The sequence below is a fragment of the Alteromonas sp. S015 genome, assembly GCF_036864485.1.
Classification (GTDB): domain Bacteria; phylum Pseudomonadota; class Gammaproteobacteria; order Enterobacterales; family Alteromonadaceae; genus Alteromonas.
The window spans coordinates 394,590-408,767 of record NZ_JAZETO010000002.1 but is presented as its reverse complement, the minus strand read 5'-3'; the positions used below and the strand labels follow the sequence as shown (position 1 = coordinate 408,767).

The following is a 14,178-nucleotide window of genomic DNA, read 5'->3' as shown; positions in this document are numbered from 1 at the left end:
TCATCGTTTTACCCCTGGATACCTGTTTTGATTACCACCGCAAATATCACAATGCAGTTTGGCTCTAAGCCATTATTTGAAAATATTTCCGCAAAATTCGGCAACGGCAACCGATACGGCCTGATTGGCGCAAACGGTTGCGGCAAGTCTACCTTTATGAAAATTCTAAGCGGTAAACTTACCCCATCGTCGGGCAACGTTTCTATGGCGCCAGGCACAAAGCTAGGTATCTTGAGTCAGGACCAGTTTGCGTTTGAAGAGTTTAGTGTAGTCGATACCGTGATCATGGGTGACCGTGAACTATGGGAAGTTAAGCAAGAGCGCGACGCCATTTACAGCAAGGCTGAAATGAGCGAAGAAGATGGCATGCGCGTGGCGGACCTGGAAACCCAATTCGCCGAGATGGATGGTTACACTGCCGAAGCGCGCGCTGGCGATATCTTAAACTCTGCTGGCATCGACGAAAGCTATCATTTTGGTCTAATGAAAGAGGTCGCACCGGGTAAAAAAGTTCGTGTGCTTTTGGCGCAAGCGTTATTTGCCGAACCAGACATTCTGCTTCTAGACGAGCCAACCAACAACTTGGATATCTACACCATCAGTTGGCTTGCTGAAGAGCTTAACAAGCGTAAGTCGACCATGTTGATTATTTCGCACGACAGACACTTCTTAAACTCTGTATGCACGCACATGGCCGATATCGACTATGGTGAATTGCGCGTTTACCCAGGTAACTACGACGACTACATTCAAGCTGCCATGCTAGTTCAAGAACAGCTTCATGCAGAGAATGCTAAGAAGTCAGCGGAAATTGAAGAGCTACAGAGCTTCGTGGCGCGATTCTCTGCCAATGCATCGAAAGCGAAACAAGCTACCTCTCGTGCCCGCCGTCTTGAGAAAATTGAATTGGCTGAAGTAAAAGCGTCTAGCCGTCGTAAGCCTTATATTGTATTTAAACAGCATAAGAAACTTCACCGCCTTGCCATCACGCTTGAAGACTTAGGCCATAGCTACCCAGATCTTCCACTATTCGACAACGCAAATTTGCTATTAGAAGCTGGCCAGCGCTTGGCGATCATTGGTGAAAACGGCGCGGGCAAAACCACCCTCTTGAAGTGTTTGGTTAACGACATTGAGCCCACCGCGGGTAGCTATAAGTGGGCTGAAAACGCTGCGATTGGCTACATTCCGCAGGACAACGCCAAATACTTTGCCGAAGATATCACTATGTTTGAGTGGATGAGTCAATGGCGCAGCCCTAAACACGACGATTTACAAATTAAAGGTATGTTAGGCCGTTTACTATTTACGTCTGACGACTTTAACAAACGTGTGCAGGTGTGTTCTGGTGGTGAGAAAAACCGTTTGTTGTTCGGAAAACTAATGCTACAAGACATCAACGTATTGGTAATGGATGAACCCACTAACCACATGGACATGGAGTCGATTGAAGCCTTGAACAACGCACTTTACAAGTTTGATGGCACGGTTATTTTTGTAAGCCACGACCGTGAATTTGTTTCGTCACTGGCTACGCAGATTATCGAAATAAAAGACAAGAAACTGAATCACTTCGATGGCAACTATGAAGAGTTTTTAGCTCATAAAGAAAACATGTAGCTAAACGTCGATACCTTCGTCAACAAGGGTTTGAGCATTTGACAGAACGGGCACCTAACTAGGTGCCCGTTTTTATTTCTGCACTTTAATGCCAGTTCGCATAGATAATTAGCAATTTCACAGAATAACTTGCTTTTCTGTCAGTAAAGTAACGTTTTACGTAGCATCATGTACCTTACATAAGTCTGTAACGCATTCTATATACGATAATACAGCTAGAAACCTGTTAGAAGAATGAAGAGCAATCAATCAAGTGAAATGCGCGAGCGAATATGATCGTAGAACGCAACTAAGCAGTATTGTGATTAAAAAGGAAATTTACCTATGAATTTAAAAAACGTTATCGGCGCAATGACCTTAGCCTGTGCAGGTGTCAGTTCTGTTCCAGCTTTAGCACAACAAACTGCTGCTCAGCAACCTCAGGGGTGGATGTGGGGTTTCGGCGTTGCAGCATCGCAAGATGTGTATACCGACTTTGATAATCGCATTGTTCCCATTCCTATCATCGGCTATACCGGCGAAAAATTGCGCGTTTATGGCCCATTTGTAGGCTACGAGCTATTTCGGGAAAGCGGCTTTACTCTTGATGCCCAGCTTGTACCGGTGTTTGCAGGTTATGAAGAAGATGACAGCGCCGTATTTACCGGTATGGACGACAGAGATTTCAGCTACGCAGCCGGAATTGGGCTTAACTACGATACGGGTAGCTGGATTTACTCGTTGTCAACTAACGCCGATATACTTGGTAAGTTCGACGGTTATCAAGCGTCAGCCAGCATTGGCAAAAGGTTTAGAATAGATAACTTCATGATTGAGCCGTCTTTGGGCGTAACCTATCAAGACAGCAATTACGTCGACTATTATTACGGGGTGCGGCCCGAAGAAGCCACAACGTTTCGAAGCGCATATAACGGCGATAGCGCAGTCAATACAGAAATTCGCGTTGCTGTTTCTACTCCTCAATTTCTGGACGGTATGACCCGCCTAGAGATTGGCGCTACTTTTTTTGATGATAGCATTAGCGATAGCCCGCTAACGGACGATGATACCGCGCTTAGCGCCATGCTGGTTTATACGCGCTTTTTCTAACATTTTGATTGACGGGTACGCGTAAACGAACATAAACGAAATCTTGTCACACTAGTTGTAATAAGCACCTATGTGAGCGCTGCTGCCACAATAACAATGCCCTCGTACTAGAGGGCATTGTCGTTATTCTTGCTTTAGCTCTTACCCTGGATTTTTAGAGGCGAGCGTTTCCCACAGTGGAACCGTTGACAAGCTATGTTTATAGCTGCCTGATGTTTCTTTAGTACTGTAAGACAAGTAAATCAGCGTTTTTGAGTCGGCATCATAAATTCTTCTAAGCTTCATGTTTTTGAAAAACACGCTCTTCGACTTTTTAAATATCACTTCACCTGAATCTGACTTATCAATGGCGTCCAACATCTCGACCGTGATCGGTCCGGTTTGTCTGCACGCGATAGAGCTATCTGATGGGTCTGACAAATCCAAGTTCGCTTCAATACTTGAAATATGACAGGTCACGCCAGTCACTACCGGGTCTTGAAGCGCATCAATTTTTATATCTTTTGTGGTAAAGAGCCCAAGAGATACGTCGCCGACTTCACTGTCGCTACAACCTGCCAAAATAAACACCGACGCAGCTAGCAAACCGAACACGGTGCTTTTCATAGAAGTACGCACCTCTTGCGAACGAACCCTACGTCCATCTGTTTTCATATTATTCCCACCTCTACTCTATTTATGATCTACCTGTGTTTACTCTAAATACCGAGCCAGTGATCATTTTAGCCTAACAGGTTTAACTGTGTCTTATCCATAAGGTCGTGCTGCTTAATTAGTTGCTTTGCCTTTTCAATATCTGGCGCAAAATAACGGTCTTTGTCGTAAAACGGCACTTGGTCTCTTAGTAGTTGCATCAACGCTTGGAGCTTTTCGCTGGTTTTAAACGGCTTCCTAAAATCTAACCCTTGGCAGGCCGCTAACCACTCAATGGCCAATATACCTGCCACGTTATCGAAAATATCTCGTAAACGCCTCGCGGCGAAGGTAGCCATAGACACGTGATCTTCTTGGTTAGCAGACGTAGGCAACGAGTCGATAGATGCGGGGTGCGCCAGGGTTTTGTTTTCACTAGCAAGCGCCGCACAGGTAACCTGCGCAATCATGAAGCCCGAGTTTACCCCACCATTTTCAACAAGGAACGGCGGCAAACCACTTAAATGCGTATCAATCATTAGCGACATTCTGCGCTCCGATAGTGCGCCAATTTCAGATAGTGCAATAGCCAGCATATCTGCCGCCATTGCCACTGTTTCCGCATGAAAGTTTCCGCCAGATAGAATATCGCCAGTTGGCGTATCAGCGTCATCATTATTTTCAACAAAAACTAACGGGTTATCGCTAACGCCATTAGCTTCCGTCACTAAAATGTCTTGGGCATAGCGCATTTGTTGTAAACAGGCCCCCATCACTTGTGGCTGACAGCGCAATGAATAGGGGTCTTGTACTTTTTCACACCGTTGATGTGAGTTACCAATCTCTGACGTATCTAATAGTTCTTTGAAGGCTGTAGCCACATCGCACTGGCTTTTATGGCCACGCACTTCATGGATACGCGCGTCGAAGGGTACGCGAGAACCTAGCGCGGCTTCAACAGTGAGCGCGCCTATACCAATAGCACTATAAAGCGCATTTTCTGTGTAAAACAGCCCCTGAAGTGCAAACGCTGTCGACGCTTGCGTACCATTTAATAATGCTAAGCCTTCTTTGGGTGCCAGCGCTATAGGCTCCATGCCAGCAATTTTTAATGCTTTAGCTGCACTTATACGTTCTCCTTTGTAAAAAGCTTCCCCTTCTCCTAAAAGCACTACACTCATGTGTGCTAAAGGGGCTAAGTCGCCGCTGGCGCCTACCGAGCCTTTTTCAGGAATGGCGGGGTAAACTTGAGCATTAAACAAGGTAATCAGCGCTTTTATTACGCTTAACCGAATGCCCGAAAAACCCCGTGCTAGCGAGTTTATTTTTAACAGCATAAGTAGGCGCACAGTATCTTCTTGCATAAAGTCGCCCGTACCAGCCGCGTGCGATAACACAATACTGCGCTGTAATAACTCTAACTCGTCAACGTTAATACGTGTGTTAGCCAATAATCCAAAGCCGGTATTGATACCATACACAGTACGGTTTTCTTTAATGACGTTCAGCACCACTTGCTCAGCGGCATTTATAGCGGGTATAGCACTGTCATCTAACAATAAATGAACGTGGCTACGATGTACTTGCCGTAACTGATCTAGCGTCAATGTACCTGGCACAAGATTAAGCTGGTTAACACCCCCGTTTTCAGTAAGAAAAGACGAATGCGACATGACTATTTCTCCCCGCCAGAGCTTTTGTTAGAGCTTGAATGAGTGCTTGTTCCATCGGGGATTTGGTTATTAGCCGCGTTATTGACCATGGGAAGGTCAAGGTTGTGCTTGGCCGCACAGTCTTTTGCTATGTCATAGCCTGCATCGGCATGACGCATTACACCCGTAGCAGGGTCATTATGAAGCACCCGAGCAATACGCTCGGCCGCTTTATCTGTACCATCGCAAACAATCACCACGCCCGAGTGCTGGCTGAAACCCATTCCTACGCCACCACCGTGATGAAGGCTTACCCAAGTTGCGCCACCGGCAGTATTTAGTAACGCGTTCAGCAGCGGCCAATCTGATACAGCATCTGAACCATCGAGCATGGCCTCTGTTTCTCTATTGGGTGAAGCTACCGAACCAGAGTCGAGATGATCCCGTCCAATCACCACTGGCGCGCTTAGCTCGCCACTGCGCACCATTTCGTTAAAGGCAAGCCCCAGCTTTTGTCTTTCACCCAGCCCCACCCAACAAATACGCGCGGGTAGGCCTTGGAACTGAATACGTTCTTTGGCCATATCTAGCCAGTTATGTAGGTGCGGATTATCGGGTATAAGCGCTTTAACTTTTGCGTCGGTTTTATAAATATCTTCTGGGTCACCTGATAAGGCAGCCCATCTAAAGGGGCCAATACCCTGACAGAAAAGCGGACGAATATAGGCGGGTACGAACCCTGGAAAATCAAAGGCATGTTCAATGCCTTCTTCTAGCGCCATTTGTCTGATGTTATTACCATAATCAAGTGTTGCAGCACCGGCTTGCTGAAAACCCAACATGGCTTTTACCTGAAGTGCCATCGACTGTTTTGCGTTCTTTACAACACCCGCCTCATCTTTTTGACGCTGCGCTTCGGCTTGATCCAGCGTCCAACCCGCCGGCAGATAGCCATTAAGTGGATCGTGTGCACTCGTTTGGTCGGTCACAACGTCGGGAATGATCCCTTTTGCTAGCATATCGGGAAAGACCTCTGCCGCATTGCCGAGCAGACCAATGGAGACGGCTTTATTGTCTCGTTGGGCTTCGTCAAGTAGCTGCATGGCTTCTTCTAACGAACGCGCTTTTTTGTCCAGATAGCCCGTTCGAATTCTGAAATCTATGCGGGTTTCATCCACCTCCACCGCCACCATTGAAAAACCTGCCATGGTAGCAGCAAGGGGCTGTGCTCCGCCCATACCACCCAAGCCGCCGGTTAAAATCCAGCGCTTCTCAGTGCTGCCTTCAAAATGCGTTTTGGCCACGCTCACAAACGTTTCATAAGTACCTTGCACAATACCTTGCGAGCCTATGTATATCCATGACCCTGCGGTCATTTGCCCGTACATCATCAAACCTTCTTTATCCAAAGCGTTAAAGTGCTCCCAGTTTGCCCAGTGGGGCACAAGGTTAGAGTTGGCAATCAACACACGAGGTGCGTTTTCGTGAGTGGGGAATACCCCAACCGGTTTGCCTGATTGAACTAGCAACGTCTCATCAGTATTTAAGCGCTTGAGTACTTCTACAATTTTGTCGTAAGACGCCCAGTCACGCGCCGCTCGCCCTATTCCGCCGTACACCACCAAATTTTGTGGGTGCTCTGCGACGTCTGGATCGAGGTTGTTCATTAACATGCGAAGCGGCGCTTCAGTTTGCCAGCTCTTTGCATTTAGCGTACTGCCTCTTGGGGCACGAATTTCTCTTGTAGGGTCGAGGCGTTTCATAAACTTCTCCTAGGCATCTTTTTCTTTTACTGAAATATTTTCGTTATAAGAAGCAGTATCTTTATAAAAAGCGCCTTGAGAGTTAGCGTCTTAGGCGCGTTTGCACTTAAAACTCCAAGTGTCCTCCCAGTCGGTATCTACTGCCAGGGTGGAACAACACAGCGTGGCTAACCACAGCGGCTGACCCATTGTCATTCCCTGTTCCACGAGAAAATGTCCTTCGAGTAATCTTTAGGCAAGGTTCTTTAGGCTTTATCAATAACGCTTGTGCAATATCTTTTTCAACAACTACAGCTTCTACACTGTGGTCGGCTTGTGAAAGGGGCGCGACCTGGTTCAAATAAAAGTTTGCGGTTTGCGCTTTAAAGTCTTTATCTAAGTAGTCACCAATCCATGTGGGATTAACCCACCGTTCTTCATACTGAACAGGTAAGTTGTTCTCGCAATGCACAATGATGCTGTGAAATACTGGCGCTCCTACATCAACGGCTAAGCGCTGGGAAATGGCCTCACTAGCAGACGCGGTTTCCAGCACCAAAATCTCGTTAGTGTATCTATGCCCTCGCTGCTCTATTTCATCGCGAATGCTTTTGATCTCAAGCATTGAGCTCATAGGGCGACTATCTGACACAAACGTGCCTATCCCCTGGCTGCGCATTAAAATGCCTTCGTCCACCATTTCACTTAACGCTCTTCGCGCAGTCATTCGGCTAACACCGTGCTGCTGTGCAAGCTGGTTTTCTGAAGGCACTTGGCTGCCCGGCTTCATCTCGCCACTTTCGATGGCATCCAAAATTGCTGTTTTAATTACTCTGTAACGAGGTTGCATATCGTGGGTTCACAACTAAATTGCTAATAATATGTTAACAGCATACTTGTATATACAAGTGTACACAAGTACACTGAAATCAAAATTTACACTGCGTTTCAGTAAAAATTCTGAACAAAGCCAAGACAAAGAATTAGACGACCAATTAGAAGAAAAACAAGACAAGGGGTGGCTTAGAGTGGAGCAGGTTATGGGTTATCAATACGACACGCTTATTTACAACGTTCGCATTGCATCTATGCAAGACAATGGGTTGCCTTATGGCGAATTAGCGCCACATGCCATTGCCATAAAAGACGGCAAAATTGCTGCATTACTTCCTTGCGATGACTCACTGGGCGAAGTGTTTACGCAGGCCAAAAACGTAATAGATGCCGCTACTCTAATTCCACGAAATGAAGGTGAAGATGAAGGAGCAATAACCAAACACCCATGGCTATTGCCTGGCTTCATCGATTGTCATACGCATCTAGTGTATGGCGGCAACCGCGCCGAAGAATTTGAAATGCGATTGCAGGGCGCTAGTTATGTAGATATTGCGCAGCGCGGCGGTGGCATTAAAGGGACGGTTGAAAAAACACGACGCGCTGACGAACACACTCTGCTTCACACTGCAGTAAAACGCGCAAAGCGACTGTGCGAAGAAGGTGTTACCACCATTGAAGTAAAATCAGGATACGGCTTGGATTTAGGCACTGAAGTGCGCATGTTACGGGTGGCTAAATCCCTTGAACAGCATCTTCCTGTGAGTATTCAAACTACCTATTTAGGCGCTCACGCCCTGCCCAATGAATTTGCCGAGGACTCAGACGGGTATATCGACTTTATTTGCGAAAAGGCACTTCCTTATATTGCTTCGCAAAACTTGGCTGATGCCGTTGATGTATTTTGTGAAACTATTGGTTTTTCTACTTCACAAACTGAACGTGTATTTAGCAGTGCACATAAGCATGGCTTGCCAATTAAAGCTCATGTAGAGCAGCTTAGCGACAGCAAAGGTGCAGTTCTAGCAGCTAAATACGGCGCACTATCGGTAGATCACATCGAATACTTAGCTGACAGCGATATTCCCTTACTTGCGCAAAGTGGCACCGTTGCCGTGCTTTTACCGGGCGCATTTTATTACCTAAGTGAAGTTCAAAAGCCACCGGTAGACGCCCTAAGGGCGCACAATGTGCCCATGGCCCTAGCGACTGACTTTAATCCAGGTAGTTCTCCGCTAGCCTCAATCCTTACCGCGATAAATATGGGATGTGTGCTGTTTCAACTGACGCCACAAGAAGCGCTACGCGGCGCTACTGCACACGCGGCTAGCGCACTCGGGCTAAACGACCGAGGTATTATCGACATAGGGAAGCTGGCAGACTTCACCTTATGGGATATCGAAACGCCGGCAGAACTTGCCTACTGCATTAATGGCCACCGCCCTATTGCTGTGTACAAGGAGGGGAAACATGTTTAAGTGGCAAGGCAGAGTAGACAGTGAGGATGGGGTTGAGGGCCTACGCTGGCATCAAAAAGTAAACGAACTTGAAGTGGGCGAAGCGTGTTCATTGACCAACTCCGTTACCCTTGTCGGTTTTGAAAGTGATTTGGGCGTGGCATTTAACAAAGGGCGCGTAGGTGCAGCTGCGGGACCAAACGCTATTCGCCAAGCACTTTCAAACTTACCTTGGCACTGGCCTACCGCGTCATTAATTGATTTAGGAAACGTCACCGCCAAGGAGAATTTAGCCCAAGCGCAAACCCAATATGCCGACGCCATCTGCTATGCGCTCAAGCAAAATGATGGATTGGTCATTGGGCTGGGAGGGGGGCATGAAATTGCTTGGGGTAGCTATCAAGGCGTTTTCAATGCTAAGCCACAAAGGGCCCGCATTGGTATTATTAATTTCGACGCCCATTTTGATTTAAGAAAGCCTTCACCAAACACCAGTTCAGGTACGCCGTTCAGGCAAGTGTATGAGCACTGTCAGTTACACGACACACCGTTTCATTACGCTTGTTTGGGCGTATCGAAAGCAGCCAATACACCAGCACTGTTTAACTTTGCCAATACGTCCAACACGCGCTATTTAACCGATGTGGCGTTAAATGATGAATCACTGTGTATGCAGCGACTAGATGAGCTGCTATCGCCGATGCTAAAAGACATCGACGAGCTTTACGTCACCGTGTGTTTAGATGCATTTCCAGCAGCACAAGCACCTGGCGTTAGCGCGCCCAGTGCGCTGGGAATTCCCCCCACACTTGTCATCAACACGCTGCACTTTTTAGCACAGCACCAATGTACTTACGGGTACCAATGGAGACTGTGTGACGTTGCAGAAATGAACCCCAATTATGACATTGATAGCCGCACAGCTAGGCTGGCTGCACGGCTAATTTTTGAAGCAGTAGATGCAATAAGCACGCAGACTTAACGAGTTAACGCTTTAACGTTTACTTGCCGCCTGCCCTTTCACACGCAGCGGCGGTAAACAAGACATCGGTGGAGCTATTTAATGCTGTTTCAGCAGAGTCTTGCAGTACGCCAACAATAAAGCCCACCGCAACCACCTGCATAGCCACTTCATTGGGTATATTAAACAGACTACAGGCAAGCGGAATAAGCAATAACGACCCGCCAGCAACACCTGAACTTCCACATGCTGATACCGCAGCAATAACGCTTAACAGTACCGCAGTGGGAAAATCTACAGAAATACCCAAGGTGTTAACCGCAGCTAGCGTCAACACGGTTATTGTGATTGCCGCCCCAGCCATATTAATGGTGGCGCCTAACGGAATGGATACTGAATAGGTGTCCTCATCAAGCTTTAGGCGTTTACACAACGCCATGTTTACCGGAATATTCGCTGCCGAACTACGGGTGAAAAATGCCGTAATGCCGCTTTCTTTCAGGCATTTGAACACCAAAGGATAAGGGTTCTTTTTCGTTGCCCAAAATACTAATAAGGGGTTGGTCACAAGTGCGATAAATAGCATTGCGCCAATCAGTACCGTTAATAAATGAGAGTAGCCAAGCAATGCGTCAAAGCCCGTTGTAGCAATGGTATTGGCTACCAAGCCGAAAATACCGAAGGGCGCGAGTTTAATAACAAAACCCACCACAGTTGTTACGCTATCTGCCATATTTTGAAGTAGCGCTTTTGTTGCCTCGCTAGCATGACGAAGACCTAAACCTAGACCTACAGCCCAGGTAAGAATACCAATGTAATTTCCATTTACTAATGCATTTACCGGGTTATCTACCATGTTATAAAGCAAAGTAGTAAGGACTTCCGACACACCTTTCGGTGCAGCTTGGCTAACTTCTGAAGTCACTAAGCTTAAGCTTGTAGGAAAAGCAAAGCTTGCCAGCACGGCGGTGAGTGCGGCCATTAACGTACCTACAAGGTAAAGCACTAAAACAGGCTTTATGAAGGTTTGCTCGTTTTGCTTGTGGTTGGCAATGGATGCCATGACCAAAACAAAAACCAATAAAGGCGCAATTGCTTTTAGGGCTTTTACAAATAAGTTACCCAATAGCCCTGCTGATTGAGCAGCTGAAGGTGAAAAACTCGCTATCGCAATACCACATACGATACCAATGATAATTTGCAGTACCAAACTGCCATTCATGTAGCGCTGAAACAGGTTCGGGCGTGACGTTGAATCCATAAATGTTGGTCCATTATTATTTTTGACGACGCACCATAATGTAAAACCCCAGGCAAATGAACCTGTTTGGTCTTAGTTACTCGCAAATAACCGTATGCTTGCCGTTTATAAGGGTTTACATGCCTTCAAGTATCTTTTGCGTATAAGACGTCCACTGGTAAAGAGGACGTTCTCCATCAATATAATAGTCTGGCTGAATGCCTACCCCATCAATGGCCATATGCGGAATGCGTAAACTTTTAGTCAGGCTGTAGTACAAAGTAAAAGTACCGCTCGGCGAATCAGTTTGATACATGTTAGATATATCAAGTACACCTGCGGTGGTTTGCCCAAACAACTTTACTTTTTTGCTTTGTTTAGCCGCCAGTAAGAACTGCTCAGCGGTGCTGCCATTACTTGAATCAACAAGTACGCCAATACTCTTCGGCAAGGGTTCAATTTTATCGAATGTCTCCACCGTTACGTCTTCTTCAATATTGATGTAGCTGCCGATATGCTGCTGAAGAATGTCGTACCCGTCTTTGGCCCACTGCTTTTCTTCTTCACTAAAATGAGGGTTGTGCAAAAAGCCCAGCATTCTAGAGTTATTAAGCTCGGTAGATAAGTATTCCATGCCTACAGTGCGAATAGGGTTGGTGTATAAAATAGGGAGTAAAGACGCATAGCTTACGTCGCTACCGCCACCGTTCCCTCGGATGTCGATAATGAGGTTTTCAGTTTTTAAAATCGTGTCTAGGTGCTTAGCGATAACCGCGTCGATATCTTTTTTGAAGGCATGGTCGAAAGCCGGTATGCGAACTAATACTGTGTTCTCTGAAATTTTCTCGAACAGCGGAGTCTTTGTACTAAGCAGGCGCACATAGCGTGTTATTTCAGGCGACGATTCTTGTCGCGGTTCCTCACGCGACATAACGATAAAGCTATTTCCCAATACCACTTCATTGTTACCCAAGAGCGTCATGGTATCTATTTGTCGGGTGGAGTGATCGCCCATGAAAAACGTCACTCTTGCAGTATTGTTGTTTTCAGGGTCGTTAACGATGAACTTTACTTGTCCCGCCTTCCAAGAAGGGTTAGCACTTTCAACGATATAAGCTTTATGGACATTGCCCTCTTTTTTTAACGCAACCGTATAGCTTGAGAATTGCCAGATCCCCTCAAGCGTCTCGTCCCGTTTGCTTTTTAAATACTGTTTAAATGCCGATACGTCGAAATCATGTACTGCCGATTCGGTTACCGTTTCGTTTGAATTATTTGTATTTAGCGCAAGACCAATATGGCCCTTGCGAAAAAACGCTAGCCATTCGCTAAGCACAGAGTGGCATTGCGCTTCGCTTTTCGCGCTTTGTACCCGGTCCAGAATAGCATTATTGTGAGCGGAATAAAGGTCGAGCCCTTTCTTTTCAACAGTATATTGAAAACCGGCATCGTTGTTTTCAAACGTGCTTTTTAGCCATGTAAACTCACTTTCGCACTGAAAGGTACTACCAAACGAACAGAAAGAGGCAACAAGAGGGAGTATCGCAAGTCGTTTCACTAAATATGATGTCCATATCTATTATTAAGAACGATAAAGTAACACAAATCTGCGAGCCAACTAGAGCTATATATGTAAATAGATTTTACAATAAGGACTGATAAAAGAATGACGTAATGTTTAACTGAAAAACCACTGCCGTATTGGACAGCCATCAAGCACGTCGTCTTTCAATAGCTCAGCACTTTTTGCCCTGCACCTAGCAGGTATAATTACTACGATTTGTTGCGTGTAACGCTTACATTATCAGGCAGTGAGGTTCCTTTGAGTTTTCATCAAGATCCATATAGTTCTTCATGACTGAGAGAACATTCCTAGCGAACGATTCCGTATCTAGAGAGCTAGTGAGTTTATCTAAGTAACGATGAAGCTGGTTACGCAATGTAGGGTTAATCTCTTGAAAGGCATCCTCTTTGAATCTTGAATTGTAATTCATCCAGACTCTGTTCGAATCAAGAATATAGTCTCTGCATAAACTCACGACCTGACTTGCCCAAATGACCTTTTCAGCGCTGCTGTTGCCCGTGTATTTCTCTACACAACCATCACTTAAGAAATTTAATAGGGATATACGTTTTGATTCTAGCTCCACTTCAGTCGCGTATCTGGGGCCAAGAGCCATAATTTCTGTCGCCAGTTTTTTCATGTACGCGGCTTGACCAAACTGGTCGTAGAGAATTTGACTCATTTCAAAGCTGACCGGAAAAAATGGGTGGGATGCAGCGTGTGAATCGCACAGAATGTTCAGTGCCTCACGAAAGTTAAGGATCATTGCCTGAATGAGAAAGCCATCCACTCGCTCTTGCTTTCTGTACCCTGTTTGGCAACTCTCATCGATTACAATTACATCAACGTCTGACTTGTCGTGCGCTTTGCCGTTTGCATAGGATCCAAAAAGCGCAATTGCTGTAACTTGCTGACAACTCTGCTGGCAAAACTTAACAATTATTGAGGTTAAATCGATCGGATTCTCTTGTGCACTCATATTTTTCCCTCTTAACTTTGTTTTTAACTTTTAATAAAGCCTGTAGTTGCCGCGCCGAATGCCCAACAATTTAAAAAGAACGCCCAATAAGCGTTATTTATATCGGTGTAATGCCAAAAGCAAAACAGCGAAATGATTGAAGGTGTAAAAATTAGAATGCTTGTTACTGACGCTAAGGCACTAGGTATTGACTGCCCTTTTGGTAACTGTATTTCGTTTCGATAGCTAACGATGCTAGCCACCGCAATGTTTATCAGGCCGTAAATGATTAATTTAGGCTCTACATTCGACACAAAGACGATAACGGGTACTATGCTAAAAATGAGTGCAAACAATTCAAATTCAGATTTCTTCATTGACACATTTCCTAATTAAAGTACCCGTAGAGAGTTCTTTAATATTGCCGA

General features: G+C 45.7%; 12 protein-coding genes. 4 read left to right on the top strand and 8 right to left on the bottom strand.

Features of this window, described 5'->3' with window-relative positions; genetic code table 11:
- The first annotated feature begins 27 nt into the window (after positions 1–27).
- Complete coding sequence (locus V7R42_RS05775) at positions 28–1,620, top strand: ABC-F family ATPase (protein ID WP_334019242.1); 1,593 nt, start codon at positions 28–30, stop codon at positions 1,618–1,620.
- 324 nt (positions 1,621–1,944) lie between these two features.
- Entirely contained in the window at positions 1,945–2,709 is a 765-nt protein-coding gene (locus tag V7R42_RS05770; protein WP_334019241.1) for a MipA/OmpV family protein, read from the top strand.
- 141 nt (positions 2,710–2,850) lie between these two features.
- On the opposite strand, the gene V7R42_RS05765 is transcribed toward V7R42_RS05770, so the two are convergent.
- The 4 genes from V7R42_RS05765 to hutC all read right to left on the bottom strand — a co-directional run bounded on the left by V7R42_RS05765 (position 2,851) and on the right by hutC (position 7,586).
- Positions 2,851–3,315: a CreA family protein gene (locus V7R42_RS05765; protein ID WP_334019379.1), complete on the bottom strand. Its 465-nt coding sequence runs from the start codon at positions 3,313–3,315 to the stop codon at positions 2,851–2,853.
- Positions 3,316–3,431: 116 nt separating this feature from the next.
- The gene (hutH, locus tag V7R42_RS05760; protein WP_334019240.1) at positions 3,432–5,015 is read right to left on the bottom strand and encodes a histidine ammonia-lyase; all 1,584 of its coding nucleotides are present in this window, start codon (positions 5,013–5,015) and stop codon (positions 3,432–3,434) included.
- Between the two features lie 2 nt (positions 5,016–5,017).
- Positions 5,018–6,757, bottom strand: a complete 1,740-nt coding sequence (gene hutU / locus V7R42_RS05755) for a urocanate hydratase (protein WP_334019239.1) — start codon at positions 6,755–6,757, stop codon at positions 5,018–5,020.
- Between the two features lie 106 nt (positions 6,758–6,863).
- The gene (hutC, locus tag V7R42_RS05750) at positions 6,864–7,586 is read right to left on the bottom strand and encodes a histidine utilization repressor (RefSeq protein WP_334019238.1); all 723 of its coding nucleotides are present in this window, start codon (positions 7,584–7,586) and stop codon (positions 6,864–6,866) included.
- Positions 7,587–7,776: 190 nt separating this feature from the next.
- On the opposite strand from hutC, the gene hutI reads away from it, so the two are divergent.
- Positions 7,777–9,048 carry an imidazolonepropionase gene (gene hutI / locus V7R42_RS05745; RefSeq protein ID WP_334019378.1) on the top strand — a complete coding sequence of 424 codons (1,272 nt, stop codon included), beginning with the start codon at positions 7,777–7,779 and terminating at the stop codon, positions 9,046–9,048.
- On the top strand, positions 9,041–10,009 hold the full coding sequence (hutG, locus tag V7R42_RS05740) for a formimidoylglutamase (protein ID WP_334019237.1): 969 nt from the start codon (positions 9,041–9,043) through the stop codon (positions 10,007–10,009). The genes hutI and hutG overlap by 8 nt, the downstream gene beginning before the upstream one ends.
- A 19-nt stretch (positions 10,010–10,028) precedes the next feature.
- Here hutG and sstT read toward each other — a convergent pair whose 3' ends face one another.
- From sstT to V7R42_RS05720, 4 genes are all read right to left on the bottom strand, one after another.
- Positions 10,029–11,249, bottom strand: coding sequence for a serine/threonine transporter SstT (sstT, locus tag V7R42_RS05735; RefSeq protein WP_334019236.1), 1,221 nt, complete (start codon positions 11,247–11,249; stop codon positions 10,029–10,031).
- A gap of 115 nt (positions 11,250–11,364) precedes the next feature.
- The gene (locus tag V7R42_RS05730; RefSeq protein WP_334019235.1) at positions 11,365–12,786 is read right to left on the bottom strand and encodes a S41 family peptidase; all 1,422 of its coding nucleotides are present in this window, start codon (positions 12,784–12,786) and stop codon (positions 11,365–11,367) included.
- A 238-nt stretch (positions 12,787–13,024) separates the two neighbouring features.
- Entirely contained in the window at positions 13,025–13,771 is a 747-nt protein-coding gene (locus V7R42_RS05725) for a nucleotidyltransferase domain-containing protein (protein ID WP_334019234.1), read from the bottom strand.
- A gap of 23 nt (positions 13,772–13,794) precedes the next feature.
- The gene (locus V7R42_RS05720) at positions 13,795–14,127 is read right to left on the bottom strand and encodes a hypothetical protein (protein WP_334019233.1); all 333 of its coding nucleotides are present in this window, start codon (positions 14,125–14,127) and stop codon (positions 13,795–13,797) included.
- Positions 14,128–14,178 lie beyond the last annotated feature (51 nt).

Bases quoted from the DNA above. Each gene is read 5' to 3' on its own strand.
- V7R42_RS05770 (WP_334019241.1), top strand. From the start codon at position 1,945: ATGAATTTAAAAAACGTTATCGGCGCAATGACCTTAGCCTGTGCAGGT.
- V7R42_RS05765 (WP_334019379.1), bottom strand. From the start codon at position 3,315: ATGAAAAGCACCGTGTTCGGTTTGCTAGCTGCGTCGGTGTTTATTTTG.
- hutH (WP_334019240.1), bottom strand. From the start codon at position 5,015: ATGTCGCATTCGTCTTTTCTTACTGAAAACGGGGGTGTTAACCAGCTT.
- hutU (WP_334019239.1), bottom strand. From the start codon at position 6,757: ATGAAACGCCTCGACCCTACAAGAGAAATTCGTGCCCCAAGAGGCAGT.
- hutC (WP_334019238.1), bottom strand. From the start codon at position 7,586: ATGCAACCTCGTTACAGAGTAATTAAAACAGCAATTTTGGATGCCATC.
- hutI (WP_334019378.1), top strand. From the start codon at position 7,777: ATGGGTTATCAATACGACACGCTTATTTACAACGTTCGCATTGCATCT.
- hutG (WP_334019237.1), top strand. From the start codon at position 9,041: ATGTTTAAGTGGCAAGGCAGAGTAGACAGTGAGGATGGGGTTGAGGGC.
- sstT (WP_334019236.1), bottom strand. From the start codon at position 11,249: ATGGATTCAACGTCACGCCCGAACCTGTTTCAGCGCTACATGAATGGC.
- V7R42_RS05725 (WP_334019234.1), bottom strand. From the start codon at position 13,771: ATGAGTGCACAAGAGAATCCGATCGATTTAACCTCAATAATTGTTAAG.
- V7R42_RS05720 (WP_334019233.1), bottom strand. From the start codon at position 14,127: ATGAAGAAATCTGAATTTGAATTGTTTGCACTCATTTTTAGCATAGTA.